Here is a 25,770-nt window from a genome sequence, read left to right on the forward strand (position 1 = left end):
GAAGCCGACATGCCGCGTTCTCTGAAGAAAGGTCCGTTCGTCGACCTTCACCTCGTAAAGAAGGTGGAAGCTGCGGTTTCCGCCAACAACAAGCGTCCGATCAAGACCTGGTCGCGTCGTTCGATGATCCTGCCGGAAATGGTCGGCTTGACCATCGCCATCCATAACGGCCGTCAGCACGTGCCCGTTCTGATCAACGAGAACATGGTCGGGCACAAGCTCGGCGAGTTCGCGGTGACCCGGACGTTCAAGGGCCATGTCGGCGACAAGAAGGGCAAGTGATGAGCACTGAAGCCAAAGCGATCCTGCGTGGCGCCCGCATTTCGGCGCAAAAGGCACGCCTGGTGGCTGATCTGGTCCGCGGGCTTCCCGTGGGCCGGGCCAGCGACGTGCTCACCTTTACCAACAAGAAAGCCGCGCTCCTTGTACGCAAGGTGTTGCTGTCGGCCGTCGCCAACGCCGAGAACAATCTCGGCGCCGATGTCGATGAGCTGAAAGTGGCCAGCATTTTCGTCGACGAAGGTCCGGCGATGAAGCGCATGCACGCCCGCGCCAAAGGCCGCGGTTCGCGCATCCTGAAACGCACCAGCCACATCACTGTGGTTGTCGGCAACTGACTGGGGACGTAGACGATGGGTCATAAAGTTCATCCCACCGGTATCCGCCTCGGCATTGCCAAGGACTGGAACTCGAAGTGGTACGCCAACAAGCGTGATTACGCCACGTATCTCGTGGCCGATATCAAAGTCCGCGACATGCTGAAGAAGAAGCTGGCTGCTGCCGGCATCTCCCGAATCCAGATCGAGCGTCCGGCGAAAACCGCACGCGTGACGATCCACACCGCCCGTCCGGGCGTGGTGATCGGCAAGAAGGGCGAGGATATCGAGAAGCTGCGCAAGGAAGTCAGCGACATGATGGGCGTTCCGACGCACATCAACGTCAATGAAGTGCGCAAGCCCGAGCTGGACGCACAACTGGTTGCCGAATCGATCGCACAGCAGCTGGAGCGCCGCATCATGTTCCGCCGCGCCATGAAGCGCTCGGTCGGCAACGCGATGCGCCTGGGTGCACTGGGTATCAAGATCAACGTGTCCGGTCGTCTGAACGGTGCCGAGATTGCCCGTTCCGAATGGAGCCGCGAGGGTCGTGTGCCGTTGCATACGCTGCGCGCCGACATCGATTACGGGACTGCCGAGGCGAAAACCACCTACGGCATCATCGGCATCAAGGTCTGGATCTACAAGGGCGAAGTCTTTGATCTGGCTGCAGCAAGCCAGGAGTCGAAGGACGAGTCGTCGCAGCCGCGCCGCGAAGGTGGCGAAGGTCGTCGTAATGATTCGCGTCGCGAGGCCGGTGACGGCCGCCGCGAGCGGTCTGCGAAGTAAGGAGAGTTGCCATGTTGCAACCCAAGCGAACCAAATACCGCAAGCAGTTCAAGGGCCGTAACGACGGTCTGGCGCAGTGCTCCAACCTCGTCAGCTTCGGCGAGTACGGCCTGAAGGCGACGACCCATGGTGCGCTCACCGCGCGTCAGATCGAAGCCGCCCGTCGTTGCATCACCCGCTTCGTCAAGCGTGGCGGCAAGTTGTGGATCCGCGTGTTTCCGGACAAGCCGATCACCAAGAAGCCGATCGAAGTCCGCATGGGCGCGGGCAAGGGCAGCGTCGAGTTTTGGGTCGCACCGATCCAGCCTGGCCGCATGCTTTATGAAATCGAGGGCGTCGATGAGTTGACCGCACGCGAGGCGTTCCGCCTGGCCGCAGCCAAGCTCTCGGTGCAGACCCAGTTTGTAACCCGGGCGGTGATGTGATGGCCACCAAAGATATCAATAACCAGTCGGCCGAAGAGTTGAAGCAGCACCTGCTGGACCTGCGCAAGGAGCAGTTCAACCTGCGCATGCAGAAGGGTTCCGGCCAGCTCACTCAGCCGCACCAGCTGCGCCGCGTTCGGCGTGACATCGCCCGCACGAAGTTCGTGCTCGGCGACAAGAAGTAAGGGACGGCCGACATGAGCGACATCCAGGTTCAAGCAGAAACGAAGCAGGCGCGTACCCTCGAGGGCCGCGTCACCAGCAACAAGATGGACAAGACCGTGACCGTGCTGGTCGAGCGTCAGGTCCAGCATTGGCTGCTCGGCAAGATCATCCGCCGATCGACCAAGTTGCATGCGCAGGACGATCTCGGCGCGGGTGAGGGCGACCTCGTCCGCATCGCGGAATGCCGTCCGTTGTCCAAGACCAAACATCACCGCGTGGTTGAAATCATCACGCGCGCCAAAGTCTAAGGGAGGGTGCAGACATGATCCAAATGCAAAGCACGCTATCCGCAGCGGACAACAGCGGCGCGAAGGAAGTGATGTGCATCAAGGTGCTCGGTGGCTCCAAGCGCCGTTACGCCTCGATCGGTGACGTGATCAAGGTCACCGTGAAGGATGCGATTCCCCGCGGCAAGGTAAAGAAAGGCGAGGTGTACAATGCCGTGGTGGTTCGCACCGCCAAGGGCGTGCGCCGGTCCGATGGCTCGCTGATCCGTTTCGACGGCAATGCAGCGGTGCTCCTCAACAACAAGCTCGAGCCGATCGGTACCCGTATTTTCGGGCCGGTTACCCGCGAGCTGCGCAGCGAGAAGTTCATGAAGATCGTCTCGCTTGCGCCCGAAGTGCTCTGAGCGGAGATCACAAAATGAACCGTATCCGAAAGGGTGATCAGGTCCTCGTGATCACCGGCAAGAACAAGGGCCAGCGCGGCGATGTGCTGCGTGTTGCGGACGATCGCGTATTCGTCTCCAACGTGAATCTGATCAAGCGTCATACCAAGGCGAACCCGCAGGCCAACCAGGCCGGTGGCATCGTCGAGCGTGAAGCTTCGATCCATCTCTCCAATGTGCAGCTGTTCAACCCCGCCACGAACAAGGGTGAACGCGTCGGCACCAAAACGCTCGAAGATGGGCGCAAGGTCCGCGTGTTCCGTTCGACTGGCGAGGTCGTGGACGCGTAAGGAACACGATCATGACGCGCCTTGAAAATTTTTATAAAGAGCAGGTAGTTGCCAAGCTCACCGAGCAGTTCGGCTACCAGAATGTGATGCAGGTCCCCCGCATCACCAAGATCACGCTGAACATGGGCGTGGGCGAAGCTGCGGGCAACAAGAAAGTGCTCGAGAACGCCGTGGCCGATATGGCCAAGATCGCAGGCCAGAAGCCGATCACGACCAAGGCGCGCGTTTCCGTGGCCTCGTTCAAGATCCGCGATGGCTGGCCGATCGGCTGCAAGGTCACCTTGCGTCGTGCGCAGATGTGGGAGTTCCTGGATCGTCTGATCAACGTCTCGCTGCCGCGCGTGCGTGACTTCCGCGGTGTTTCGGCGAAGGCGTTCGACGGCCGTGGCAACTACAATTTCGGTATCAAGGAACAGATCATCTTTCCTGAAATCGACTTTGACCAGGTCGATGCGCTGCGTGGCATGGATATCTCCATCACCACGACTGCCGGCACCGACGACGAAGCCAAAGCCCTGCTGGCAGCGTTCAGCTTTCCGTTCCGCAACTGATAGGCGTAATCCATGGCCAAGACATCAATGGTGAACCGCGATATCAAGCGGACCAAACTCGTCAAGAAGTATGCTGCAAAGCGTGCGGACCTGAAGGCGATCGTGCTGAGTTCCACAGCCTCCTACGAGGACAAGATGGAAGCGCAGACCAAGCTGCAGAAGCTGCCGCGCGATGCCAGCCCGGTGCGCCAGCGCACCCGCTGTGCCTTGACCGGTCGCCCGCGCGCTGTCTACGCGAAGTTCGGTCTTGGCCGGAACAAGCTGCGCGAAGCAACCATGCGCGGCGACGTGCCGGGTCTGCGCAAAGCCAGCTGGTAACCGATGACTGCAGGACCGGTTGACGGGGCGTTGCTCCTCGATCGGTTCACCCGGCGGCTTCCCTGATGCCGTCGTTGATGCGACTACCGCATCGAGATTCGCTAAAACCCGAAATTGCTGATATAGTCGGCGGTCTGCGCAAGGCAGGCCGGCGTTGATGTCGGCTCACAATTTGATTGATTTCCGGTTTTATCGGATATCGGTGCACTCTGAAGGATGTTTTCATGAGCATGACTGATCCCATCGCCGATCTGTTTACGCGCGTCCGCAATGCCCAGGCAATGGGCAAGCCGACCGTTCGTATGCCGTCGTCGAAACTGAAGGTGGCGATCGCCGACCTTCTCAAGAACGAGGGCTATATCCTCGACGCCAAGACTTCCGCCGAGGAAGGCAAGCCGGTGCTCGAGTTGAAGCTCAAGTATTTCGAGGGCCAGCCGGCCATCGAGACCATCTCCCGTGTCAGCCGCTCCGGCCTGCGTGTTTACCGCGGCAAGGACGAACTGCCAAAGGTCCTGGGTGGCCTGGGTATCTCGATCATCTCGACTTCCGCCGGTCTGTTGACCGATGCGCAGGCCCGTGCCAAGGGTCTGGGCGGCGAAGTCATCGGCCAAGTGGCATAAGGAGTCTTTCGATGTCACGTGTTGCCAAGAAACCAATTTCCCTGCCGAAGGGCGTCGAACTGACGGTCAATGCCGAGAATATCTCGGTCAAGGGCCCCAAGGGCACGCTGACGGTGCATCACCTGCCGGGTGTGACCGTCGCTGTCGACAACGGCGTTGCGAACATCACCCTCGCCGAGGGTACCGACGACAAGTTCGGCGGTACCGCGCGCGCCCTGCTGGCCAACATGGTCACGGGCGTGTCCACCGGTTACGAGCGCAAGCTCGAGCTGGTCGGCGTGGGCTACCGCGTCGCGATGCAGGGCAAGTCGCTGAACCTGAGCCTGGGCTTTTCCCACCCGGTGCTGTTCGATGCGCCGGAAGGCGTCAGCATCGAGACCCCGACGCAGACGGAAGTGCTTATCAAGGGCACCGACAAGCAGGTCGTGGGCCAGGTCGCCGCCAAGATTCGCGGGTTCCGTCCGCCGGAGCCCTACAAGGGCAAGGGTGTGCGGTATGCCGGCGAGAAGATCACGCTGAAGGAAGCCAAGAAGGCGTAAGTACGCAGTGCAAGCGTGGGTAGGCAGTCATTCCTGACCGCGCTATCCAGGCAACCTGCCGAAAAAGGCCCATCCGCTTTCTGGAGATATCAAGATGAACAAGAACGAAAATCGCCTGCGTCGCGCCAAGTCCACGCGGAGCCACATTCGCAAGTTGGCGGTGGCGCGGCTGTCGGTGCACCGGACCGGACAACACCTGTATGCGCAGGTATTCGATGCCTCCGGCCAGAACGTGGTTGCCGCGGCATCCACGGTGCAGAAGTCGGTCGCCGAGGGCCTCAAGGGCACCAAGAACCTGACTGCGGCAGCAGCAGTCGGCAAGGCGGTCGCCGAACGTGCGATGGCCGCAGGTATCGAGTCGGTGGCGTTCGATCGCTCCGGCTTCCGTTACCACGGTCGTATCAAGGCGTTGGCCGACGCGGCTCGCGAAGCAGGTCTGAAATTCTGAAGTAATACCCGGGCCAGGGTTCGCTCCCGAGCGATCCGGCTGCCCGCTGAGGTACCTACAACTCCAAGCGGCCAAGCCGCAAGCAAAGTCCTGGTTCGCCGGGCACATGGAAAAGAACATGTCTTCTAACGATCGCGAAAATTCGGACGGCTTGCTCGAGAAGTTGATCGCCGTCAACCGCGTGGCCAAGACCGTGAAGGGTGGCCGCCAGATGAGCTTCACTGCATTGACCGTGGTTGGTGACGGTGAGGGGAAAGTCGGCTTCGGCTATGGCAAGGCGCGTGAAGTGCCGGTGGCCATCTCCAAGGCGATGGAACGTGCCCGCCGCCAGATGGTGAGCATCGAGTTGAACAACGGCACCCTGTGGTATGCCATCAAGGCGAATCACGGTGCGGCTCGCGTCTACATGCAGCCCGCCTCCGAAGGTACCGGTGTGATTGCCGGCGGCGCCATGCGCGCTGTGCTCGAAGTGGTTGGCGTCAAGAACGTGCTGGCCAAGGCTGTCGGTTCGCGCAATCCGATCAACCTGGTGCGCGCCACCATCAAGGGTCTGCAGGCGGTCGCCTCGCCCAAGAAGATCGCCGCCAAGCGTGGCAAGACCCTGGAAGAGGTGCTCGGTAATGGCTAAGTCCCAAAAAACTGCCGACAAGACCGTGCGCGTGCGCTTGGTCAAGGGTCTGCGCGGCGTGCAGGCTCGTCACCGCCTGAGCGTCAAGGCGCTGGGTCTGGGCAAGATCAACGACGTTCGTGACTTGAAGGACAGCCCGCAGGTTCGTGGACTGATCAACACGGTCTATTACCTGGTCCGGGTCGAGGAGTAAGCATCATGCGTTTGAATGACATTCAACCGGCAGCCGGTTCGCACAAGACGCGTCTGCGCGTCGGTCGCGGCATCGGCTCGGGTATGGGCAAGACGGCCGGCCGCGGTCACAAGGGTCAGCACGCCCGCGCCGGCGGCACCCACAAGTTCGGTTTCGAGGGCGGCCAGATGCCGCTGAACCGCCGGATGCCGAAGGTCGGCTTCCGTTCGAAGAAGAAGGTCGAGAGCCAGGAAGTGTTCCTGTATCAGCTGGCCAACCTCAAGGGTGACGTGATCGACGTCGTTGCGCTGCATCAGGCTGGCCTGATCAACAGCCGCGCGAAGCGGGTCAAGGTCGTGCTCAAGGGTGAAATCGGTCGCGCGGTGAAGTTGTCCGGTCTGCTGGCCACGGCCGGCGCCAAGGCAGCCATCGAGGCTGCCGGCGGCAGCGTGGAGTAATTGACGGTGGCAGCAGCCAAGGGCAACGCACTGGGCAAGCTTGGCAAGCTGACTGAGCTTCGTCAGCGCATCTTCTTCGTGATCGGTGCGTTGATGGTGTTCCGGCTTGGCTCGTTCATTCCGGTACCAGGCGTCAATCCGGAGGCGATGACCAATCTGGTCAACGGCAATGGCCTGATGGACATGTTCAACATGTTCTCCGGCGGCGCCTTGGCGCGGTTCTCGGTGTTCGCGCTGGGCGTGATTCCGTATATTTCCGCGTCGATCGTATTCCAGATGATGGGTTCGGTGGTGCCGAGCTTGCAGGCATTACGCAAGGAAGGCGAGGCCGGCAAGCGCAAGATGACCATGTATACGCGCTATGCCACGGTGGCATTGGCAGCGTTCCAGTCATTCGGTATCGCGGTCGCTTTGCAGAGCCAGGTGGCTGCGGGCGGTGCACCGGTGGTCTACACGCCAGGGTTCGGTTTCGTCATGTCGTCCGTGGTCGGGCTTACTGCCGGCACGATGTTCCTGATGTGGCTGGGTGAGCAGATGACCGAACGCGGTATCGGCAACGGCATTTCGTTGCTGATCTTCGCCGGTATCGTCGCGGGTCTGCCGGCTGCGGTGGTACATACGCTCGGCATGGCCAACAACGGTGAGCTGTCGCTGATCAAGTTGTTGATGGTGTTCGGTCTGGCGTTGGCAGTGACGGCGTTCGTGGTGTTCATGGAGCGCGCCCAGCGGCGCATCACGGTGAACTACGCGAGGCGGTCGGGCGGTCAGAAGGCCTACCAGAACCAGAGTTCGAACCTGCCGCTGAAGATCAACATGGCCGGTGTGATTCCGCCGATTTTCGCCTCGAGCTTGCTGATGTTCCCGGCAACGGCAGTGAGCTGGTTCAGCACAGGTCATCCCTCGCGTTGGCTGCAGGATCTGACGCAGTCGCTGAGTCCTGGCAACCCATTGTATGAAATCGTTTTTTCAGTGCTGGTGATCGGGTTTGCGTTCTTCTATACGGCGATTGTGTTCAACGCCGACGAGACCGCCGACAACCTCAAGCGGTCGGGTGCGCTGATCCCGGGGATTCGTCCGGGGCGTGCCACAGCAAGCTACATCGATTCGGTGATGACCCGCCTGACCGGTGTTGGCGCCTTGTATCTGGTGCTGGTGTGTCTGGTGCCGTCGTTCATGCAGCAGGCCTGGCATGTACCGTTTTATTTCGGCGGCACGTCGCTGCTGATCGTGGTGGTGGTGGTGATGGATTTCACGGCACAGGTGCAGGCGCATCTGGTCAGTCACCAGTACGAAAGTCTGCTCAAGAAGGCCAATCTTCGCCGCAGCTGACGTTGCGAACGTAGGGCCAAAGTCGGGGAGTGGCGACACCGCGGTGTCGCAGGGCTTTCCAGTTCGGGTAATTCAGGTTAAAATTGCGCGTTTACCGCGCACGAAACGCATCGGAGAAAGAACATCATGGCGCGCATTGCGGGTGTCAATTTGCCGGTCCAGAAACATGTCTGGGTTGGTCTGCAGAGCATTTACGGTATCGGTCGCAGCCGAGCCAAAAAGGTCTGCGTGGATGCGGGCGTGGTCTCGACCACCCCGATCAAGTCCCTCAGTGAAGGCGAGGTGGAGAAGATTCGCCATGAAATCGGCAAGTACATTGTCGAGGGCGATCTGCGCCGTGAGGTGGGTATGGCCATCAAGCGTTTGATGGATCTGGGTTGCTACCGCGGTCTGCGCCACCGTCGTGGCTTGCCGGTGCGCGGCCAGCGCACGCGTACCAACGCACGTACCCGCAAGGGTCCCCGTCGCGCGATCAAGAAGTAACGGATTCCGAATATGGCTAAGCCGGTTAAGACCAAGAAGAAGATCAAGCGCGTTGTCACGGATGCCGTGGCCCACGTGCAGGCCTCCTTCAACAACACCATTGTCACCATCACCGATCGCCAGGGTAACGCCTTGTCGTGGGCTACAGCCGGCGGCGCCGGTTTTCGTGGCTCGCGCAAGTCGACCCCGTTCGCTGCCCAGGTGGCCGCCGAAAAGGCCGGTCGCGCTGCAGGCGACTACGGCGTGAAGACAGTGGAAGTGCGCATCAAGGGCCCAGGCCCGGGCCGCGAGTCCGCGGTGCGCTCGCTGAACGCGTTGGGCTACAAGGTGCTCAACATCATCGACGTCACGCCAATTCCGCACAATGGCTGCCGTCCCCCCAAGAAGCGTCGAGTCTAAGGAGCATACCCATGGCCCGTTATCGTGGAGCTACCTGCAAACTCGCCCGTCGTGAGGGTGCAGATCTCAGCCTGAAGAGTCCGGCGCGTGCGCTGGATTCCAAGTGCAAACTGGAAAACAAGCCCGGCCAGCATGGCGCGAACAAGCGCATGCGCATGTCCGACTACGCCGTGCAGCTGCGCGAGAAGCAGAAGGTCAAGCGCATCTACGGTGTGCTCGAGCGTCAGTTCAGCAACTACTACACCAAGGCGTCGACCCTCAAGGGCAACACCGGTGAGAACCTGCTGCGCCTGCTCGAAAGCCGTCTGGACAACGTCGTCTATCGCATGGGCTTCGCGGTAACCCGCGCCCAGGCTCGCCAGCTGGTTGCCCACAAGGCGATCATGGTGAATGGCAAGAAGGTGAACATTCCTTCCTACCAGGTTCGCCCGGGCGACGCGATTGCATTGACCGAGAAGGCACGCACCCAGTTGCGTGTGCAGGAAGCGGCGACCGTATTCGACACCATGGATCTGCGTCCGATCTGGGTCGAAGTCGACGCGAAGAAATTTGAAGGTACGTTCAAGTCGGTGCCGGATCGCGGTGATCTGCCGTCCGACATCAATGAAGCATTGATTATCGAGCTTTACTCGAAGTAATTACCGGAGCTCTGCATGGCAGTTTCGTCAACTAGTGTGCTGCGGCCGCGTGGCCTCAGCGTCGAACAGCTCGGAGCCAACCGCGCCAAGGTGGTGGTCGAGCCGCTCGAGCGTGGCTTCGGCCACACCCTGGGCAACGCGCTGCGTCGCGTGCTGCTCTCTTCGATCCCCGGCAGCGCCATCGTCGAGGTCGAGATCGATGGCGTGCTGCACGAATACACCACCCTGGAAGGTCTGCAGGAGGACGTCATTGAAGTCCTGCTGAACCTGAAGGACGTGGCGATTCGTCAGCATACCGGCGATGAAGTCACCCTGACCTTGTCCAAGAAGGGCAAGGGCGTGGTCACGGCCGGCGACATCGTCGTCGACCACTCGGTCGAGATCATCAACCCCGAGCATGTGCTTTGCCACCTGACCAAGGACATTGCGCTCAACATGCGCCTGAAGGTGCGTCGCGGCGTCGGCTATCAGCCGGCCAGCACGCGCCAGCATCCGGATGATGAAGCACGTCCGATCGGTCGCCTGCAGCTGGACGCGTCGTTTGCGCCGGTGTTGCGCGTGGCCTACGAAGTGGATGCGGCTCGTGTCGAGCAGCGCACCAACCTCGACAAGCTGGTGCTGGACATCGAGACGAACGGCACGATCGGTGCGGAAGATGCGGTTCGCAAGGCGGCCGAGATCATCAACGATCAGCTGTCGGTGTTCGGTGACTTCTCGCGGCGCGAAAGCGCGACCGACAAGGCCGAGAAGAGCGGGTTTGACCCGTTGTTGCTGCGCCCGATCGACGATCTGGAGCTCACCGTGCGTTCGGCCAACTGCCTGAAGGCCGAGAGCATCTACTACATCGGTGATCTGGTTCAGAAGACCGAGGTCGAGTTGCTGAAGACGCCGAATCTCGGCAAGAAGTCGCTGACCGAGATCAAGGACGTGCTGGGCGGACGTGGCCTGGCCCTTGGCATGAAGCTCGAGAACTGGCCGCCGCCGGGCTTGTCGCACGGCATGCAGCTGGGCTGATGTACGGACGTTGCGATCACCAGTGATCGCAACGTCGTTTTATGCGGGAAGCGTGGTTTCACGCGTCCAGGCAGATTGAAGCAGCCCATAGAGGCTGCGCTCTTATAAATGGCTCCGACGTCATAGGGCCGATACAGCGGAAATCCGCGGGAAGCCGGACACAGGTGCCGGTTTTTCATAACAACAGACAGAGAGTTGAATCATGCGCCACCAGAAATCAGGACGTAAGCTCAACCGCACCAGCAGCCACCGCGAAGCGATGTTTCGCAACATGTCGGCATCGCTGCTGAAGCATGAGCTGATCCGCACCACGTTGCCCAAGGCAAAAGAACTTCGTCGCGTCGCCGAGCCGCTGATCACGCTGGCCAAGACCGATGGCGTCGCCAATCGTCGTCTCGCTTTTTCGCGCCTGCGCGACAAGGAAGCGGTCGGCAAGTTGTTTGTCGAGCTCGGACCGCGTTACAAGGAGCGTCCGGGCGGTTACCTGCGTATCCTCAAGTGTGGTTTCCGCCCCGGTGACAATGCGCCGATGGCGTATGTCGAGCTGGTCGGGCGCCCGCAGGTCGAGGCAGTCGACGCCGAATAAGCCGATCGGCGACACCGATCGACTGGACGTTCGGACGTCCACAAGCAAACCCGGCCGGGCAACCCGCCGGGTTTCTGCGTTCTGGGTGCTCCTGTTCACGGCCGATTGCAGCGGAATGTCGCCACCCTGCTGACAGCGAGGCGGGGAACAGGTAATGTCGTTGTTCCGCAACGCAGCAAAATGCCATGAATCCATTCCGCTGGTCGTATCGTGTCAGTTTTCTCGTCGGCTTCGTTGTCTGTGCGGGCCTGTTGGGCTTCGCGCTCTACGCGGAAAAGTACTGGCAGATGTTTCCCTGTCCGCTGTGCATCTTCCAGCGGGTTGCGTTCATCGTGATGGCGGTGTTTTTCCTGCTCGGCGGATTGCATGCGCCGCGGGGACGTACGCGCTGGATCTACGCCGCCGGCATCTGGCTGGGTGCGATCTTCGGCATGGCCGTGGCCGGACGGCACCTGTGGATCCAGTCCCTGCCGACCGACCAGATCCCGTCCTGTGGGCCGCCGCTGGATTACATGTTCAGCGCGTTTCCGTTCCAGAAAGTGCTCGAGCTGGTATTCACCGGATCGGGCGAATGCGCCAAGGTCGAGCCGATCCTGGGCTTGCCGATGCCGGCGTGGACGCTGTTGTGGTTCGTGCTGCTGGCGGTGTTGACGATGATGGCTGTGCGACAGCGGGTACTACGCAAATGAACGCAACTGACGCTTTGAAGATGGTGCCGGGCCGTGACGCTTCCGCGCAGGCGGCGGGGCCGGCCCGCTGGAGTCCGGATTCATGGCAGCAGCGCGAGGCGCTGCAGCAGCCGCATTACGACGATGCGGACGAGCTGGCCCGGGCCGGCGCGCATCTGGCGCAGCTGCCACCACTGGTCACGTCGTGGGAAGTGCTTGCGCTGAAGCAGGCGATTGCGGAGGCGCAGGATGGCGACCGTTTCCTGCTGCAGGGCGGCGACTGCGCCGAGAGCTTCGCCGACTGCACCAGTCCGGTGATCTCGAACCGGCTCAAGGTGCTGCTGCAGATGAGCCTGGTACTGGTGCACGGGCTGAAGAAGCCGGTACTTCGGGTGGGCCGTTTCGCCGGGCAGTACGCGAAGCCCCGTTCGACCGATACCGAGACACGCGATGGTCTGACCCTGCCGAGTTTTCGCGGTGACGTGGTCAACAGTCCGGACTTCACGGCGGAGGCGCGCCGCCCCGATCCGCAGCGACTGATCCAGGCGCACGCCCATTCCGCGCTGACGATGAACTTCGTGCGCGCGTTGATCGACGGTGGCTTCGCCGATCTGCATCATCCGGAATATTGGGACCTGGCGTGGGTCGAGCATTCGCCGCTGGCTGCCGAGTACCGCCAGATGGTTGCCGGCATCGGCGATTCGCTGCGCTTCATGGAGACCCTGGCCGGACCGATCGCCGGCTTCTCCCGGGTCGACTTCTTCACTTCGCACGAAGCCTTGCTGCTGCACTACGAGCAGGCGCTCACGCGGCAGGTGCCGCGTCATCCCGGCTGGTTCAACCTGTCCACCCATTTCCCCTGGATCGGCATGCGCACCGCCGCGCTGGACGGCGCGCACGTGGAGTATTTCCGCGGCATCCGCAATCCGATCGCGGTCAAGGTGGGCCCGACGGTCACGCCGGAGCAGCTGCTGCCGCTGATCGATGCGCTGAATCCGGACGACGAGCCGGGCCGGCTGACCCTGATCCACCGCATGGGCAACGCGAAGATCGGCGCGGCATTGCCCTCGTTGCTGGAGGCGGTCCGGCGTGAGGGCCGGCGCGTGTTGTGGGTGGCCGATCCGATGCACGGCAACACCGAGAGTACCTCGAACGGGCACAAGACGCGCCGCTTCGACAATATCCGCGGCGAACTGGATCAGGCCTTCGATATCCATGCTGCCGCCGGTACCCGGCTTGGCGGCGTGCATCTGGAGTTGACCGGCGAGGATGTCACCGAATGCATGGGCGGTGCGCGCGACCTGTCCGAAACCGATCTCGACCGCGCCTACAAGTCGATGGTCGATCCGCGCCTCAATTACGAGCAGTCGCTGGAGCTGGCGATGCTGATCGTGCGCAAGTCGGTCGGCGGTACCGGCGTCCGCTAGCCAGGCGACAGGCAGTCGCCTCTCCGGCCCCGGGGTACCGGACGGCGAATTCCGCGGCCGGTTTCGGACGTCCATCGGCACGTCGAGCTTTGCCGCCGGAGAGGCGCTCGACGGCCGTGGCACGTTGTCGCGTATCCCCCGGGCTGCGCGCGGGGTTGGGCTGGTCACCGTTGCCGCGGGCGTACAATGGTCGGATGATCACGACCCCCAGCCTGCATTCCATCAAGCCGTCCATCGCGGCGATGCTCCTGGTCATCGGCATCCTGTACGGCGCGGCCAGCCATGCCGCCGAGGCCGACGCCCTGCCGATACCCGACACCCTGCAGCAGCGCATCGTCGCCTGCACCAGCTGCCACGGCGTGCATGGCGAAGGTACGCCGGGCAGCGGCTATTTTCCGCGTCTGGCGGGCAAGCCGGCCGACTACCTGGTGCGCCAGATGCAGGATTTCCAGAACGGGCTGCGCAAATACGCGCCGATGGAATACACCGTGCGCCAGCTGAGTCCCGCATTCATGCATGAGATCGCCGGGTACTTCGCGGCGCAGCAGGTACCCTATCGGCGTTCACCGTTGCCACCAGTCTCCGCGACGACGCTGCAGCGTGGCGAGCAGTTGGTCAGCAGGGGCGATCCCGCGCGCAGAATCCCCGCCTGCGCCAGCTGTCATGGCAGTCAGCTTACCGGGGTGGAACCGTCCACACCGGGGCTGGTCGGCCTGCCGTACGACTACCTCAGCGCGCAACTGGGCTCATGGCGCACGCATACCCGCGCTGCGTTGGCGCCCGATTGCATGGCAGTGGTCGCCAACCGACTGAGCGCATCGGATATCACGGCGGTGGCGGCGGCCCTGGCCAGTCGGCAGCCACCGCCCGACACGCATGCACAGGCGGCAGGCTCCGTGACGCCGCCGTTGCGATGCGGCGTGCTGGGCGCCAGCGGAGCCAATCCATGAGGCGGCTGCGCTGGGTGGTGTTGCTGATCGCGCTGATCGTCGTGCCGGTTGCGCTGCTGCTGGGCTGGGTGCTGTTCGGCGGTGGCGGCGGTCAACCGACATCCATGACCGCGAGCAAGGTGAGCGCAGCCACCTTGCAGGATCCGGCCCTGATCGCCCGAGGCGATTACCTCACCGTGGTCGGCGACTGCGCCGGCTGCCACACCGCGCAGGGTGGGGCACCGTTTGCGGGAGGCCGCTCGCTGGCGACACCATTCGGCAACATCCCCATCCCCAACATCACGCCGGATCCGGAGACCGGCCTGGGCAACTGGAGCTTCGAGGATTTCTGGCAGGCATTGCACGCGGGCAGGGGACGTCACGGCGAACTGCTGTACCCGGCATTTCCGTACACCTCCTATACCCGGATGAATCACGACGACGCCCTGGCGATCTTCGCTTACCTGCACTCGCTACCGCCGATCCACCAGGCGCCTGCGGTGCCTTCGCTGAGCTTTCCCTACAGCGTGCGCAGGAGCCTGGCGGCATGGCGCGCACTGTATTTCAGCGAGGGAGTGTTCAAGCCTGACCCGGCGCAGTCGCCGCAGTGGAATCGGGGTGCCTATCTGGTGCAGGGGCCCGGTCACTGCAACGAATGCCATGCCGCGCGCGACTCGTTCGGTGGCACGCCGCAGGATGAGCATCTCAGCGGGGGGCAGATACCGGTGCAGAACTGGTACGCCCCCGATCTGAGCATGCAGCGCAATGGCGGCCTGCAGGGCTGGCGCGAGCAGGACATCGTCGACCTGCTGAAAACCGGCCTGTCGGCAAGAGGTGCAGCGTTTGGCCCGATGGCCGACGTGGTCGCTACCAGCACCCAGCACCTCACCGGCGATGACCTGCAGGCGATAGCGACCTACCTGGCCTCGTTGCCGCCCCGCGCACCGGTGGCGGAGGAAAAACCGCCGTTCAATGCCAAGGCCATCGTGCAGCAGGGCGAGAAGGTCTACGCCCAGCACTGCGCGGCTTGTCACCGCAAGGACGGCGGCGGAGTCGCCGGCATCTATCCGCCGCTGGACGGCAACTCCTCGGTGACCGAGCCCAGCGGGATCAATGCGACGCGGATGGTGCTGCTCGGCGGCTTCACGCCGCTGACCGCGGCCAATCCGCGACCCTATTCGATGCCACCGTTCGCCCAGCAACTGAGCGACAGCGAGGTGTCGGCGGTGGTCAGCTATATCCGTCGCACGTGGACGAACCATGCCGCGGTGGTGCGCCCCGAGGATGTGAGCAGGTACCGGCATACGCCGATGGATTGAACACGGGGCGCCGGTGCGGTGAAGTCAGCGGGATGCCCCGGCGGCATCGTGTCCCGTGGTGGTTGCGTCCGATGCCGCTTGCAGCGCGCGGTAGAGCCGGCCCAGCACCAGCCAGGGCTCGAGACTCCAGTGTCCGCGGGCCTGCCCCGACGGCGAGGGCAGCACGAACAGTCGCGTGCTGCCCAGGCAGTCCTGCTGTACGCCGTAATCGACGGCATGACCGAGCGCCGCGCGCGCCGCGTTCTTGCTGGTGAACGCCAGCCATTGCGGGCGATGGCGTTCGATCCTGGCGACCAGGCCGGGTACGTCGAAGGCATCGCGCGGCAGTTCGCTGTCGTTGCCGGCGTGGCGTTTGGCCAGGTCGGTGAGACCGATGCCGTAGCGCGGCAGCAGCGGGTAATCCGCGGGCGCCAGCTGGCGCGGGGTCAGCCCGGCCTCGAACAGAGCCCGCCAGAACAGGTTGCCCGGATGGGCGTAGTAGGCGCGTTCGGCGGCCGAACGCCGGCCGGCGGCGGTGCCGCAGAACACCAGGCTCAGTCCGGCCTGCAGCACATCGGGCAGGATCACTTCCGGGCGCGCTGGCGCCTCAGTCCCGCGCGACATCATGCGGCCCGCCGCGATCGGGTCGGCCTTCTTCGGGTGCGCCTTCATCGAGGATGAAATCGGTGAACTGGAAGCGCCCGTCGCGCAGGACCGATTCGCCGCGGCGCAGCGCGAGCGGCTGGCGGAACAGCGGGCCGGCATGACTCAGGGTGTGGAATTCGCCGCGCTCGCCGCAGGGATCGACCCCGGCCGGCAGCGTGTCCAGCAGCGCGGCGTCGAAATCGCGGCCGCAATAACCGGCATCCAGCTGCTGGGTGTCGACGCAGCACAGTACGGCACGATGGCCCTCGCTGACGAAGCGCCGCGACAGGGCGGCGGTGTCCTCGCCCCATAGCGGGAATACCGCGCGCCAGTTTTCGCGGCCGAGCTGGCGCACGCGGTAGTCGCGCACGTCCTCCAGGAACAGGTCGCCGAACGCGCAATGGCGGATGCCCGGCCAGCGCATGCGCGCCTCGACCAGGGCCTGTGCATGGGCCTGCTCGTACGCTTCGTTGCTGCCGGGCCAGTCCAGCAGGACCTCGACCAGGGGCAGGCCGAGCGCGGCGGTCTGCGCCAGCAGGATGTCGCGGTGCACACCATGCATGGCCACGCGCTGGTAATGGCGGTTGACCGTGGTGAGCAGGCCCACGACCTGCCACTGCGGATCGGCGAGCAGACGCTGCAGTGCCAGCAGGCAGTCCTTGCCGCCGCTCCAGGCCAGCAGAATGGGTTTGGTCTCGACAGGGGGGCTCATGATCGGATTATCCGTTGTGTCATCTGGTTCGGCCACGACAACACGGCATGCAGGCGCTGCCCGGCATCGAGACGGAACTCCAGCCGCAGGCCGAGTGCCTCGGCGGCGGCGTGGGCCAGTGCCAGTCCCAGTCCCGCGTGGCCGGCATGTGGCGGTTGCTTGCGCCAGAAGCGCTGGCCGAAGTTGAGCAGGTCATCGGCCCGCAGTTCGGGGGCGGCGTTGTCGATCTCCAGTCCGTTCGCGCTCAGATGCACGGTCACGGTGTCGCCGGCGGGGGCGTAGGCACAGGCATTGCCCAGCAGGTTGCCGACGATCACCTCGAGCAGGGCGGGGTCGGTGCGCAGGCCCGCCGGGGGCGCGCCCTCCAGCTGCAGCGTGACCCCGCGAGCAGCGGCCTGGCCTTGTTGCCGCTGGAGCTGGCGTTGCAGCCAGGCGGCCAGCGGAAGCGCCTCCGGTTGCGGTTGCTCGAGGCCGGATTGCAGACGGGTAAGCAGCAGCAGCGCAGTCACCGTGGCCTCGAGCTCGGCGCCGATCTGGCCCACTTCGCCGAGGATCTCGGGCAGGCCGCGGTCGCTGGGATAACGGGATTCCACTTCGGTCAAGGCACGCAATTCGGCCAGCCGCGTGCGCGTCTCATGCGCCAGCCCGCTGGCGAACTGGCGCTCGCGGGCGAGGCCATCGTCCATGCGTCCGAGCACGTCGTTGAAGCGGGTCACCAGCGGATCGAGCTCGCGCATGCCACTGGCTGCCAGGCGCTGGCCGGGTGCGTTCGGGCCGATGTCGCGCATGCGGTCGACCAGCACGGTCATCGGGCGCAGACCGCGGCGCACGATCAGCGGCACCGCGATCAAGGCGATGCCCAGCGCCAGCGCCGGACTGAGCAACAGGATCCAGTCGATGGCGAGCAGGATCTCGTTGGTCGTGCTGCGATCCTGTTCAAACAGCAGGAGGCATGCGCGGTATGCCGGGTGGTCGGAGGGCGAGCGCGCCGCTGGCCCGCCGCTGTGCTCGTCCGGAGGGAGAGTGAACGCGAACCGGACGGAGCCCAGCTGCTGATCGGCGTGATGCAGGTCGGCAAAGCGCGGCTGCGAATCGGTCTGACGGGCCCAGTCCGGCGGGCTGGCCGGTGGCGGCGGCGTGCTGTGCAGGGCCGGCATGCCATCGCAACGCACCTCGTAGAACGTGGGGCTGTCGCCGCCCAGCAGGCCTGCCTGCAGGTGTGGGCGCTGGTCGCCCGGGGCCTCGTCCTGCTCCAGTTGGAGCATCGTGCTCAGGGCACTGGCCTGGGTCAGCAGGTTCTGCTGGAAGCGGCTCTCCAGCTCGTGGTCGACGCGCCAGTCCATCAGCTTGGCGCCGCCGCCCAGCACCAGCAGGCTGGTGACGACCAGCAGGGTGGTGATGCGGGCCGACAACGAGGCCGGCTTCATGGCCGCCAGCCGTTCACGGGATCAGATAGCCTGCGCCGCGGCGGGTTTCGATCAGGCCGGGCAGGCCCGCGGCATCCAGTTTGCGGCGCAGGCCGAACACCAGCACCTCGACGCTGCGATCGGAGACCTCGCTGTCGCTGCCGGCCGTGCGCTCGAGGATCTCCAGCCGGCTGAACGCCCGGCCGCGATGGCGCAGCAGCAGGCCGAGCATGGCGAACTCGCGCGGGGTCAACGACAACGGTTGCCCGTTCACGCTGGCGCTGTGCGAACGCGGGTCCCACGCCAGCGCGCCGTGGCTGAGTATCAGCGGCTGTGCCTCCTGCGGTCGTCGCGCCAGCGCGTGCAACCGGGCGACCAGTTCGTCGAAGGCGAACGGCTTGACCAGGTAGTCGTCGGCACCGGCATTGAGTGCCTCGATCCGGTCGGCGACCTGGTCGCGTGCCGACAGCACCAGCACCCGTGGCCGCTGACCGGCGCTGGACAGGCTGCGCAGTACGCCGATGCCGTCGAGCCGTGGCAGCATCAGGTCCAGCACCACCAGTTCATAGTCGTAGCTGCCCAGGAAGGCGCAGGCTTCCACCCCGTCGCCGGCGGCATCCACGGTGAATCCCGCGCCCTGCAGGCCGCGCTGCAGGGTCTGGCGCAGGCGTTCGGAGTCTTCCACCAGCAGCAATTTCATGCGTGGCCTCGCGTAAGCATGCTCCAAGCCTAAAGCAAGATGGCCACGGATATTCCGTGGCGTGCGTTATGCATCGACAGTGCGCCCGCGCAGCCGCTATAAAGATGGCCTGTCCTGGGGAGTATGCGGTGAGCGAAGAAATCCTGATCAACGTGACCCCGCGTGAAACGCGGGTCGGTGTGGTCGAGAACGGCATGCTGCAGGAGGTGCACGTCGAGCGCGCCTCCCGGCGGGGCTACGTCGGCAATGTCTACAAGGGGCGGGTGCAGCGGGTGATGCCCGGCATGCAGGCGGTGTTCGTGGAGATCGGACTGGATCGTGCGGCATTCCTGCACGCCTCGGACATCGTGCGCCCGCCGGCATTGGCAGCCGATGGGACCGAGTCGAACGGCAATGGCCACGTTCCCTCGATCAGCGAGCTGGTGCACGAGGGCCAGGAGATCGTGGTACAGGTGGTCAAGGACCCGATCAGCACCAAGGGCGCGCGGTTGTCGGCGCACCTGTCGATCCCGTCGCGCTACCTGGTGCTGCTGCCGTACGCCCGCACCCTGGGCATTTCCGCCCGCATCGAGGACGAGGCCGAACGCCAGCGCCTGAAAGACGTGCTGACCCCGCTGATCGGCGACAACCCGCTGGGCTACATCGTGCGCACCAATGCCGAGGGCCAGAGCGCCGAGTCGCTGGCCTTCGACGTGGCGTATCTCACCAAGGTCTGGCGGGTCGTGCAGGAGAACATCGCCAAGGCGAAGATGGGCGAACGTGTCTACGAGGAACTGTCGCTGCCGCTGCGCAGCCTGCGCGACATGCTCAACGACGACATCGAGAAGGTGCGGGTGGATTCGCACGAGACCTTCGACAAGGTGGTCAAGTTCGTGCACAAGTTCATGCCGCAGCTGGATGACCGCATAGAACACTACGACGGCGAGCGACCGATCTTCGACCTGTACGGGGTCGAGGACGAGATGCAGCGCGCGCTGCGAAAGGAGGTGCCGCTGAAATCCGGCGGCTACCTGATCGTGGACCAGACCGAGGCGATGACCACGATCGACGTCAACACCGGTGCCTACCTGGGGACGCGCAACCTGGAGGAGACGGTCTACCGCACCAATCTGGAGGCCGCCCAGGCGGCGTCGCGGCAGCTGCGGCTGCGCAACCTGGGCGGCATCATCATCATCGACTTCATCGACATGAACGATGAGGAGCACAAGCGCCAGGTGCTGCGCATGCTGAACAAGGGGCTGGCGCGCGACCACGCCAAGACAACGGTCTACCCGATGTCGGCGCTGGGGCTGGTCGAGATGACCCGCAAGCGCACCACCGAAAGCCTGGCGCGCCAGCTGTGCGAGCCGTGTGCGACCTGCAACGGCCGCGGCGTACTGAAAACCGCCGAAACGGTGACGTACGAGATCTTCCGCGAGATCACCCGCGCGGTGCGCCAGTTCAACGCCGAGAAGCTGCTGGTGATGGCGAACCCCGCGGTGGTCAACCGCATCCTCGAAGAGGAGTCCAGTGCGGTGGCCGAACTGGAAGAGTTCATCTCCAAAAGCATACGCTTCCAGGCTGAAGAGCATTATTCGCAGGAACAGTTTGATGTCGTGTTGCTGTAACTCCGGCCTGGATCATCACGCGTGAAACCCGTCTGGCAGCGTCGGCTGCATCGCTGTGCCCGTGCCCTGGGCTGGACTGCCGGCGTGCTGGTGATCCTGCTGGCCGTGCTGGCGGCGCTGGCTCAGCTGACCCTGCCGTTGCTGGCGCGCCATCCGGCGTGGGTGGCGGCGCAGCTCAGCCAGCGCCTGCAGCGGCCGGTGAGCTTTGCCTCGATGGAGGGACGCTGGACCGCGTCCGGTCCCGAGTTCGTGATGCACGATGTGATGATCGGTGCGGCGGCCGGCGAGACCGGTGCCGTGCTGAAGGTTCCCGAATCCGAACTGAAACTCGACTTCGGTGGCTGGCTGCTGCCGTCGCGGCATCTGCTCAATCTGCATGTGCGTGGCCTGCAGCTGGATCTGCTGCACGATGCCGCCGGCTGGCACGTCAACGGTATCGGCGTGGCCGGAGGGACGGAGCGGCAGCCGCTGTCACTGGGCCGGTTGTCGGCGGACCTGTGGCTGGGGGATCTGCGCGTGGTGGTCACCGACGCCATGCTGGGCAAGCACTACACCTTGCTGTCCCGGCAACTGCGCCTGAGCCACCAGGGCAACCAGATCCGCGTGGGGGGCACGCTGCGCCGTGACGGCGTGGCGGGGGCCCTGTTGCGCATGGCCGGCCGCTTCCGTGAGGACGGCAGCGCCGGCGAGGTCTGGGTCGGCGTCGCCAGCGCGGAACTCAAGCCGTTGCTGGATGGCATCGACATGCATGGCTACACGGTCGATCAGGGCAGTGGCCAGTTGTCCGCCTGGCTCGACTGGCGCAAGGGAACCCTGAGTCGCAGCCTGATCCGTTTTGATCTGGCCACGCTGGTGGTGACTTCGCCCGCCGGCGGTACCGCCAGCGTGGCATCGCTGCATGGGTTGGCCGGAGTACGCCGGACCGATGACGGTTACGACGTGCGCTGGGCCGGCGATGACGGCAGCGCGCTGGCACTCGGTCTGCATCAGCCCGGTACGGCGCAAGCCAGTGCGGGCGTGTCCGCGCGCGACCTGCAGCTGGAGCCGTTGCTGCCGTGGCTGGCACTGAAGCCGGATATGTCGCCGGCGCTGGCGAAATGGCTGGGCGGCGGGCGTCCGCGCGGAGATCTCGATCGCGTCGCGCTGCACTGGACCCGTGCCGGGGGGTTGCAGGCGTTGGAGGTGGCGTTTACCGACCTGGCGATCGACCCGGTGGGCAAACTGCCCGGTGTGAGCGCCCTGCATGGGGATCTGCGGGGCGATGCCGAGGCCGTGTCGCTGGAGCTGCCCGCACAGGCCGCCACCGTCCAGTTTCCGCACGCGTTCCGGCAGCCGTTCGCCTTGTCGAAACTGGCCGGCACCCTGGCGTTCTGGCCGCAGGACGGCGACTGGCACATCGGCGTCGATACGCTGGAGTTCGCCGGTGCCGGCTTCGCCGGCCAGGTCCGCGGCGAGGTGACCTTGCCGGCGCAGGGCGGCCCGCCGTTCATGGACGTGTACGCCAGCCTGGAGCATGCCGACGTGGTCGCGGCAAAACTGTTCTGGCCGATCGACGCGATGTCGCCCGGCACCATCGCCTGGCTGGATCGGGCGCTGGTGGCCGGCAAGCTCGACCAGGCCCAGGTGCTGCTGCGGGGCGATCTCCGCGACTGGCCTTTCCGTCACAACGAAGGGCGCTTCGAGGCGCGCGCGGAAATCAGCGACCTGACGTTCGACTACGGCAAGGACTGGCCGCGCGCCGAAGGCATCAGCGCGGTGGCCAGCTTCGTCAACAACGGCATGCTGGTGGAAGCCGGCAATGGCCAGTCGCTGGGCGTGAAGGTGGACACGGCCGTGGCGCTGATCCCGGATTTCGGCGACGGCCTGCTCGATCTCAACGTGCAGGGAGCCGGCAGCGGCGCCAGCCTGATGAATTTCGTGAGCAAGAGCCCGATCGGCATCCGCCAGGCCGGTACCCTGGCCAAGCTGAATCTGGGAGGACGTGGCACCTTCAATTTCCATCTGGCGCTGCCGCTGAAGCGGGTCCAGGACGCCCAGCTCACGGGCACCGCGCAACTGCAGGACGCCGACCTCACCGCGCCCGACTGGAATCTCCGGCTGGACAAGCTCACCGGGCCCTTGCAGTTCGATCTGCATGGCCTGCGGGCCGGCCCGCTGGACGCAGGCTTCCGCGGCCAGCCTTCCACGCTGCGGCTGGCGCTTGCCGGAGCCAACAGCGATCCGGCCACGGTGCTGTCGGCGCAACTGCAGGGCAATTACCGCGTGGCCGAGCTGGTGCAGGGCTTTCCGTCACTGGACTGGCTGGGTCAGCTGGCTGCCGGCCGCAGCGACTTCCGCATCGGATTCACGATCGCCCATCCGGCGGCGGGCGGCGATGCGCTGGCGCAGACGCTCAGCATCGACTCGCCGCTGAGCGGAATCGCGCTGGACCTGCCGGCGCCGCTGGACAAGTCCGCCGCGAGCAGCCTGCCGCTGCATCTGACGATGAGCCTTCCGGTCGGCGGCAGCGACGTGCAGGTGGCGTTGGGTCAGCTGATGCGCGGGCATCTGCGATTGGCCGACGGCGCGCAGCGACCCTTGGCGGCGACCCTGGCGTTCGGCGACCAGATGCCGCAGATCCTGCCGCCGCGTGACCTGCGCATTCGCGGTCATGCGGCCAGGCTGGACATCACCGGCTGGGTGCAGCGCGTGGTGGCCGGCAGCGCCGGCTCGGGTCCGGGGCTGGAGAGCATCGAGGTCAGCACCGATCAGGCCGGCTGGTTCGGTCGTTCGCTGGGGGCGCTGAAGCTCCGGGCCACGCCGCAACCCGATCTGCTGAGCATCGATGCGGATGGCGCCGCGATGGCCGGCAACTTCAGTGTGCCGACGCAGGAGTTGAACAAGCGGGGGGTCACCGCACGGCTGCAGCGGCTGTACTGGCCGAAGGACCCGGCTGCGCAGGAGGGCGGCCATGCCGCTGCGCCGGCCGCCGCCGCGAGCGCTGCCGCCGCTGCCAGTACGGCGCTGCTGCCCGATCCCGCGAATACCGGGATCAACCCGGCCGCGTTGCCGCCACTGCATCTGTGGGTGGGGGATCTGCGTCTGGGCGACGCGAGGCTCGGCGAGGCCCGGCTGGAGACCTGGCCGACCCAGACCGGCATGCATATCGAGCAATTGCGCGCACTGTCCAGTCGGGTGCAGGTCAACGCCAGCGGGGACTGGAATGGCAGCGCCAGCAACAGCCATACCCACATGCGCATCAATTTCGCGGCCGAGGACCTCGGCGCCATGCTCAGTGCGTTCGGATTCGACGGACTGGTTCAGGGCGGCAAGACCCATGATCAGCTCGATGCCAGCTGGCCGGGCAGTCCCAGCGCACTCGCACTGGCCACCATGGACGGCACCCTGACCGTCGACGTCAGGGACGGCCGCATTCCCGAGGCCGCATCGCCCGGGGTGGGGCGTCTGCTCGGCCTGGTTTCGCTGGCCGAACTGCCGCGGCGGCTCACCCTGGATTTCGGCGACGTGTTCGGCAAGGGGCTGGGATTCGATTCGATCACCGGCGATTTCCGCCTGGCCAACGGCAATGCCACCACCAGCAACCTGGTGATCGCCGGCCCGTCGGCGAATATCAGCATCACCGGCCGCACCGGCCTGCGTGCGAAGGATTACGACCAGCAGGTGCGGGTGGTGCCGCACGTCGGCAACAGCCTGCCGCTGGTCGGCGCGATGGTCGGCGGTCCGATCGGTGCGGCGGCGGGGTTCGCGGTGCAGGGCCTGCTCGGCCGGGGCTTGAACCAGGCGGCCAGTGCGCGTTACCGGGTCACCGGCAGCTGGGACAACCCGGTGATGACCCTGGTCGAGAAACACGGCACCGTCGCGCCACCGGCGCTGCCGCTGCTCGGACCGGTCGACAGCCTCCCTGCTTCGGCGGGCAGCGTGGCGGCACCGGCAGCCGCCAGCTCGTCGATGCCGTGAAGCGCCGTCAGCGCTGCGGTTCGGTGGATTCGGCCGGCGCCTTGCCGCGGCGAAACGGAAACAGCTGCTGCTTGACGAAGCCCTCGGGCATGTAGTCGCCGACCACGCCGTAGCGCTCCGGAAAGCGGTTCCTCGATTTCACCGCAGTGCCAAACACGTAGTCGATGAACGCGAAGTGCGCGGCGTAGTTGCGGTCGATCGCCTCGTCGTCGGAGGCGTGATGCCAGTGGTGGAAATCCGGCGTCACGATCAGGTATTTCAGCGGCCCCCACGGCAGCGACACGTTGGCGTGGTTGAACACGGCCTGGAAGCCCACGATCAGGATGTAGCCGTTCATCGCCGCCTCGCTGAAGCCGAGGATGTACAGCGGCGCCAGCACGCAGACGCGGGTGGCGATCAGCTCCAGCATGTGCTGGCGCGAGCCGGCCAGCCAGTCCATCGTCTTCACGCTGTGGTGCACCGCGTGGAAGCGCCACAGGAACGGGATCTCGTGATATGCCCGGTGCGTCCAGTACTGCGCCAGGTCGGCCACCAGCACGCACAACAGCAATTGCGGCAACAGCGGAATGTGCCGCACGGTTTGCTGGAAATCACTGCTGACCAGCCAGCCGAACATGTGGTGCAGCAGGAAGTTCACCGTGAGCAGCGCCAGCCCGACGATGAAATGGTTGACCGCGAAGTGCTTCAGGTCGGTCTGCCATTCCTTGCGGAAGATCGCCTGGCCCCGATACAGCGGGAACAGTTTCTCGATCACCACGAAGATCAGGGTCGAGCCGAGCAGGTCCAGGATGAACCAGTCCAGCCCGATATACGGCGTGTGGTCGGGGAAGTTGCCCACCGGCACGCGCGAGCCGCCCAGCGCCACGGCCGCCACCACCAGCACGAAGGCCACGATGTTGAGGTTTCGCTGGCGGTTGAGGATCAGGTTGCCCAGCGACATCCCGCCGGCCACCAGCAAGCCGACCAGCAGCACCTGGCGCAGCACGTCGACCGAATACTTGTGGCGCAGGTCCGGCGTGGTCAGGTACTGCGGAAAGTGGAATGCGAGCACCGCCAGCAGGCACAGGAAGCCGAGCGACAACGCGATCACGCTGCTGATCCGACCCAGCCCCGGCGTCAGTTCGCCGTCGCCATGCAGCAGTTCGCGGGTTTCCTGCACCGGTGCCTTCACCGCGCGCCCGATGACCTGGCGGGCGGCCTTGCGCTTCGAATGTTCGCTCACGGGTGATCCTTCACGTCGCAC

Annotated in this window: 33 protein-coding genes; 28 read left to right on the top strand and 5 right to left on the bottom strand. The window is 64.8% G+C overall.

Annotation, left to right across the window (positions count from 1 at the left end; translation table 11 throughout):
- The first annotated feature begins 9 nt into the window (after positions 1-9).
- The 26 genes from rpsS (at position 10) to ACFPPA_RS04125 (ending at position 15,521) form a co-directional block, all read left to right on the top strand.
- Entirely contained in the window at positions 10-282 is a 273-nt protein-coding gene (rpsS, locus tag ACFPPA_RS04000) for a 30S ribosomal protein S19 (RefSeq protein WP_007082178.1), read from the top strand.
- On the top strand, positions 282-617 hold the full coding sequence (rplV, locus tag ACFPPA_RS04005; RefSeq protein WP_072757742.1) for a 50S ribosomal protein L22: 336 nt from the start codon (positions 282-284) through the stop codon (positions 615-617). Before rpsS ends, rplV begins: the two co-directional genes overlap by 1 nt.
- A 15-nt stretch (positions 618-632) precedes the next feature.
- The gene (rpsC, locus tag ACFPPA_RS04010) at positions 633-1,385 is read left to right on the top strand and encodes a 30S ribosomal protein S3 (RefSeq protein WP_377317482.1); all 753 of its coding nucleotides are present in this window, start codon (positions 633-635) and stop codon (positions 1,383-1,385) included.
- 11 nt (positions 1,386-1,396) lie between these two features.
- Positions 1,397-1,810 (top strand): 50S ribosomal protein L16, encoded by a 414-nt coding sequence (gene rplP / locus ACFPPA_RS04015; protein ID WP_056386829.1) that lies wholly within the window; start codon positions 1,397-1,399, stop codon positions 1,808-1,810.
- Entirely contained in the window at positions 1,810-1,995 is a 186-nt protein-coding gene (gene rpmC / locus ACFPPA_RS04020; RefSeq protein WP_377317484.1) for a 50S ribosomal protein L29, read from the top strand. The genes rplP and rpmC overlap by 1 nt, the downstream gene beginning before the upstream one ends.
- Positions 1,996-2,007: 12 nt before the next feature.
- Positions 2,008-2,283: a 30S ribosomal protein S17 gene (rpsQ, locus tag ACFPPA_RS04025; RefSeq protein ID WP_377317486.1), complete on the top strand. Its 276-nt coding sequence runs from the start codon at positions 2,008-2,010 to the stop codon at positions 2,281-2,283.
- 14 nt (positions 2,284-2,297) lie between these two features.
- A complete protein-coding gene (rplN, locus tag ACFPPA_RS04030) occupies positions 2,298-2,666 on the top strand; it encodes a 50S ribosomal protein L14 (RefSeq protein ID WP_377317488.1) in 369 nt (122 codons plus the stop codon).
- A 14-nt stretch (positions 2,667-2,680) separates the two neighbouring features.
- Complete coding sequence (rplX, locus tag ACFPPA_RS04035; protein WP_377317490.1) at positions 2,681-2,995, top strand: 50S ribosomal protein L24; 315 nt, start codon at positions 2,681-2,683, stop codon at positions 2,993-2,995.
- Positions 2,996-3,003: 8 nt separating this feature from the next.
- Positions 3,004-3,546: a 50S ribosomal protein L5 gene (rplE, locus tag ACFPPA_RS04040; RefSeq protein WP_377319445.1), complete on the top strand. Its 543-nt coding sequence runs from the start codon at positions 3,004-3,006 to the stop codon at positions 3,544-3,546.
- A 12-nt stretch (positions 3,547-3,558) separates the two neighbouring features.
- The gene (gene rpsN, locus ACFPPA_RS04045) at positions 3,559-3,864 is read left to right on the top strand and encodes a 30S ribosomal protein S14 (RefSeq protein ID WP_377317492.1); all 306 of its coding nucleotides are present in this window, start codon (positions 3,559-3,561) and stop codon (positions 3,862-3,864) included.
- Between the two features lie 224 nt (positions 3,865-4,088).
- Positions 4,089-4,484, top strand: a complete 396-nt coding sequence (gene rpsH / locus ACFPPA_RS04050) for a 30S ribosomal protein S8 (protein WP_377317494.1) — start codon at positions 4,089-4,091, stop codon at positions 4,482-4,484.
- Positions 4,485-4,495: 11 nt separating this feature from the next.
- Entirely contained in the window at positions 4,496-5,023 is a 528-nt protein-coding gene (gene rplF, locus ACFPPA_RS04055; protein WP_377317496.1) for a 50S ribosomal protein L6, read from the top strand.
- A 94-nt stretch (positions 5,024-5,117) separates the two neighbouring features.
- Entirely contained in the window at positions 5,118-5,471 is a 354-nt protein-coding gene (gene rplR, locus ACFPPA_RS04060; RefSeq protein ID WP_377317498.1) for a 50S ribosomal protein L18, read from the top strand.
- A 118-nt stretch (positions 5,472-5,589) separates the two neighbouring features.
- Complete coding sequence (gene rpsE / locus ACFPPA_RS04065) at positions 5,590-6,099, top strand: 30S ribosomal protein S5 (RefSeq protein ID WP_377317500.1); 510 nt, start codon at positions 5,590-5,592, stop codon at positions 6,097-6,099.
- Complete coding sequence (rpmD, locus tag ACFPPA_RS04070) at positions 6,092-6,292, top strand: 50S ribosomal protein L30 (protein ID WP_377317502.1); 201 nt, start codon at positions 6,092-6,094, stop codon at positions 6,290-6,292. Before rpsE ends, rpmD begins: the two co-directional genes overlap by 8 nt.
- A gap of 5 nt (positions 6,293-6,297) precedes the next feature.
- Positions 6,298-6,729, top strand: a complete 432-nt coding sequence (gene rplO, locus ACFPPA_RS04075; RefSeq protein ID WP_377317504.1) for a 50S ribosomal protein L15 — start codon at positions 6,298-6,300, stop codon at positions 6,727-6,729.
- Between the two features lie 6 nt (positions 6,730-6,735).
- The gene (gene secY, locus ACFPPA_RS04080) at positions 6,736-8,058 is read left to right on the top strand and encodes a preprotein translocase subunit SecY (protein ID WP_377317506.1); all 1,323 of its coding nucleotides are present in this window, start codon (positions 6,736-6,738) and stop codon (positions 8,056-8,058) included.
- A gap of 126 nt (positions 8,059-8,184) precedes the next feature.
- Positions 8,185-8,541 (top strand): 30S ribosomal protein S13, encoded by a 357-nt coding sequence (gene rpsM, locus ACFPPA_RS04085; RefSeq protein WP_377317508.1) that lies wholly within the window; start codon positions 8,185-8,187, stop codon positions 8,539-8,541.
- Between the two features lie 12 nt (positions 8,542-8,553).
- Positions 8,554-8,940, top strand: a complete 387-nt coding sequence (gene rpsK / locus ACFPPA_RS04090; RefSeq protein WP_007513384.1) for a 30S ribosomal protein S11 — start codon at positions 8,554-8,556, stop codon at positions 8,938-8,940.
- Positions 8,941-8,951: 11 nt separating this feature from the next.
- A complete protein-coding gene (rpsD, locus tag ACFPPA_RS04095) occupies positions 8,952-9,578 on the top strand; it encodes a 30S ribosomal protein S4 (RefSeq protein ID WP_377317511.1) in 627 nt (208 codons plus the stop codon).
- A gap of 15 nt (positions 9,579-9,593) precedes the next feature.
- Positions 9,594-10,592, top strand: a complete 999-nt coding sequence (locus tag ACFPPA_RS04100; protein ID WP_377317513.1) for a DNA-directed RNA polymerase subunit alpha — start codon at positions 9,594-9,596, stop codon at positions 10,590-10,592.
- Positions 10,593-10,794: 202 nt separating this feature from the next.
- A complete protein-coding gene (gene rplQ / locus ACFPPA_RS04105) occupies positions 10,795-11,178 on the top strand; it encodes a 50S ribosomal protein L17 (RefSeq protein ID WP_377317515.1) in 384 nt (127 codons plus the stop codon).
- A gap of 185 nt (positions 11,179-11,363) precedes the next feature.
- On the top strand, positions 11,364-11,867 hold the full coding sequence (locus ACFPPA_RS04110; protein WP_377317517.1) for a disulfide bond formation protein B: 504 nt from the start codon (positions 11,364-11,366) through the stop codon (positions 11,865-11,867).
- Between the two features lie 20 nt (positions 11,868-11,887).
- On the top strand, positions 11,888-13,273 hold the full coding sequence (locus tag ACFPPA_RS04115; RefSeq protein ID WP_377319446.1) for a class II 3-deoxy-7-phosphoheptulonate synthase: 1,386 nt from the start codon (positions 11,888-11,890) through the stop codon (positions 13,271-13,273).
- A 194-nt stretch (positions 13,274-13,467) separates the two neighbouring features.
- Positions 13,468-14,223, top strand: coding sequence for a c-type cytochrome (locus ACFPPA_RS04120; RefSeq protein WP_377317519.1), 756 nt, complete (start codon positions 13,468-13,470; stop codon positions 14,221-14,223).
- Positions 14,220-15,521: a c-type cytochrome gene (locus tag ACFPPA_RS04125; RefSeq protein ID WP_377317521.1), complete on the top strand. Its 1,302-nt coding sequence runs from the start codon at positions 14,220-14,222 to the stop codon at positions 15,519-15,521. Before ACFPPA_RS04120 ends, ACFPPA_RS04125 begins: the two co-directional genes overlap by 4 nt.
- Positions 15,522-15,545: 24 nt before the next feature.
- On the opposite strand, the gene ACFPPA_RS04130 is transcribed toward ACFPPA_RS04125, so the two are convergent.
- The 4 genes from ACFPPA_RS04130 to ACFPPA_RS04145 are packed head-to-tail and all read right to left on the bottom strand — an operon-like array spanning position 15,546 to position 18,963.
- The gene (locus tag ACFPPA_RS04130; RefSeq protein WP_377317523.1) at positions 15,546-16,124 is read right to left on the bottom strand and encodes a mismatch-specific DNA-glycosylase; all 579 of its coding nucleotides are present in this window, start codon (positions 16,122-16,124) and stop codon (positions 15,546-15,548) included.
- Positions 16,108-16,857, bottom strand: coding sequence for a Dph6-related ATP pyrophosphatase (locus ACFPPA_RS04135; protein WP_377317525.1), 750 nt, complete (start codon positions 16,855-16,857; stop codon positions 16,108-16,110). Before ACFPPA_RS04135 ends, ACFPPA_RS04130 begins: the two co-directional genes overlap by 17 nt.
- Positions 16,854-18,284: an ATP-binding protein gene (locus ACFPPA_RS04140; protein ID WP_377317527.1), complete on the bottom strand. Its 1,431-nt coding sequence runs from the start codon at positions 18,282-18,284 to the stop codon at positions 16,854-16,856. The genes ACFPPA_RS04135 and ACFPPA_RS04140 overlap by 4 nt, the downstream gene beginning before the upstream one ends.
- A gap of 13 nt (positions 18,285-18,297) precedes the next feature.
- Positions 18,298-18,963, bottom strand: coding sequence for a response regulator transcription factor (locus ACFPPA_RS04145; RefSeq protein WP_377317529.1), 666 nt, complete (start codon positions 18,961-18,963; stop codon positions 18,298-18,300).
- 128 nt (positions 18,964-19,091) lie between these two features.
- Between ACFPPA_RS04145 and rng the strand changes: the two genes are divergently transcribed.
- Positions 19,092-20,570 (top strand): ribonuclease G, encoded by a 1,479-nt coding sequence (rng, locus tag ACFPPA_RS04150; RefSeq protein WP_377317531.1) that lies wholly within the window; start codon positions 19,092-19,094, stop codon positions 20,568-20,570.
- A 21-nt stretch (positions 20,571-20,591) separates the two neighbouring features.
- Positions 20,592-24,527: a YhdP family protein gene (locus ACFPPA_RS04155; RefSeq protein ID WP_377317533.1), complete on the top strand. Its 3,936-nt coding sequence runs from the start codon at positions 20,592-20,594 to the stop codon at positions 24,525-24,527.
- Between the two features lie 7 nt (positions 24,528-24,534).
- Here ACFPPA_RS04155 and ACFPPA_RS04160 read toward each other — a convergent pair whose 3' ends face one another.
- Positions 24,535-25,749: a sterol desaturase family protein gene (locus ACFPPA_RS04160; protein WP_377317535.1), complete on the bottom strand. Its 1,215-nt coding sequence runs from the start codon at positions 25,747-25,749 to the stop codon at positions 24,535-24,537.
- Positions 25,750-25,770: the final 21 nt, after the last annotated feature.

This window comes from Rhodanobacter ginsengisoli, assembly GCF_042657065.1.
GTDB lineage: Bacteria > Pseudomonadota > Gammaproteobacteria > Xanthomonadales > Rhodanobacteraceae > Rhodanobacter > Rhodanobacter ginsengisoli.

Coding starts and splice junctions, on each gene's coding strand:
- rpsS (WP_007082178.1), top strand. CDS start 10: ATGCCGCGTTCTCTGAAGAAAGGTCCGTTCGTCGACCTTCACCTCGTA.
- rplV (WP_072757742.1), top strand. CDS start 282: ATGAGCACTGAAGCCAAAGCGATCCTGCGTGGCGCCCGCATTTCGGCG.
- rpsC (WP_377317482.1), top strand. CDS start 633: ATGGGTCATAAAGTTCATCCCACCGGTATCCGCCTCGGCATTGCCAAG.
- rplP (WP_056386829.1), top strand. CDS start 1,397: ATGTTGCAACCCAAGCGAACCAAATACCGCAAGCAGTTCAAGGGCCGT.
- rpmC (WP_377317484.1), top strand. CDS start 1,810: ATGGCCACCAAAGATATCAATAACCAGTCGGCCGAAGAGTTGAAGCAG.
- rpsQ (WP_377317486.1), top strand. CDS start 2,008: ATGAGCGACATCCAGGTTCAAGCAGAAACGAAGCAGGCGCGTACCCTC.
- rplN (WP_377317488.1), top strand. CDS start 2,298: ATGATCCAAATGCAAAGCACGCTATCCGCAGCGGACAACAGCGGCGCG.
- rplX (WP_377317490.1), top strand. CDS start 2,681: ATGAACCGTATCCGAAAGGGTGATCAGGTCCTCGTGATCACCGGCAAG.
- rpsN (WP_377317492.1), top strand. CDS start 3,559: ATGGCCAAGACATCAATGGTGAACCGCGATATCAAGCGGACCAAACTC.
- rpsH (WP_377317494.1), top strand. CDS start 4,089: ATGAGCATGACTGATCCCATCGCCGATCTGTTTACGCGCGTCCGCAAT.
- rplF (WP_377317496.1), top strand. CDS start 4,496: ATGTCACGTGTTGCCAAGAAACCAATTTCCCTGCCGAAGGGCGTCGAA.
- rplR (WP_377317498.1), top strand. CDS start 5,118: ATGAACAAGAACGAAAATCGCCTGCGTCGCGCCAAGTCCACGCGGAGC.
- rpsE (WP_377317500.1), top strand. CDS start 5,590: ATGTCTTCTAACGATCGCGAAAATTCGGACGGCTTGCTCGAGAAGTTG.
- rpmD (WP_377317502.1), top strand. CDS start 6,092: ATGGCTAAGTCCCAAAAAACTGCCGACAAGACCGTGCGCGTGCGCTTG.
- rplO (WP_377317504.1), top strand. CDS start 6,298: ATGCGTTTGAATGACATTCAACCGGCAGCCGGTTCGCACAAGACGCGT.
- rpsM (WP_377317508.1), top strand. CDS start 8,185: ATGGCGCGCATTGCGGGTGTCAATTTGCCGGTCCAGAAACATGTCTGG.
- rpsK (WP_007513384.1), top strand. CDS start 8,554: ATGGCTAAGCCGGTTAAGACCAAGAAGAAGATCAAGCGCGTTGTCACG.
- rpsD (WP_377317511.1), top strand. CDS start 8,952: ATGGCCCGTTATCGTGGAGCTACCTGCAAACTCGCCCGTCGTGAGGGT.
- ACFPPA_RS04100 (WP_377317513.1), top strand. CDS start 9,594: ATGGCAGTTTCGTCAACTAGTGTGCTGCGGCCGCGTGGCCTCAGCGTC.
- rplQ (WP_377317515.1), top strand. CDS start 10,795: ATGCGCCACCAGAAATCAGGACGTAAGCTCAACCGCACCAGCAGCCAC.
- ACFPPA_RS04110 (WP_377317517.1), top strand. CDS start 11,364: ATGAATCCATTCCGCTGGTCGTATCGTGTCAGTTTTCTCGTCGGCTTC.
- ACFPPA_RS04115 (WP_377319446.1), top strand. CDS start 11,888: ATGGTGCCGGGCCGTGACGCTTCCGCGCAGGCGGCGGGGCCGGCCCGC.
- ACFPPA_RS04120 (WP_377317519.1), top strand. CDS start 13,468: ATGATCACGACCCCCAGCCTGCATTCCATCAAGCCGTCCATCGCGGCG.
- ACFPPA_RS04125 (WP_377317521.1), top strand. CDS start 14,220: ATGAGGCGGCTGCGCTGGGTGGTGTTGCTGATCGCGCTGATCGTCGTG.
- ACFPPA_RS04130 (WP_377317523.1), bottom strand. CDS start 16,124: ATGTCGCGCGGGACTGAGGCGCCAGCGCGCCCGGAAGTGATCCTGCCC.
- ACFPPA_RS04135 (WP_377317525.1), bottom strand. CDS start 16,857: ATGAGCCCCCCTGTCGAGACCAAACCCATTCTGCTGGCCTGGAGCGGC.
- ACFPPA_RS04140 (WP_377317527.1), bottom strand. CDS start 18,284: ATGAAGCCGGCCTCGTTGTCGGCCCGCATCACCACCCTGCTGGTCGTC.
- ACFPPA_RS04145 (WP_377317529.1), bottom strand. CDS start 18,963: ATGAAATTGCTGCTGGTGGAAGACTCCGAACGCCTGCGCCAGACCCTG.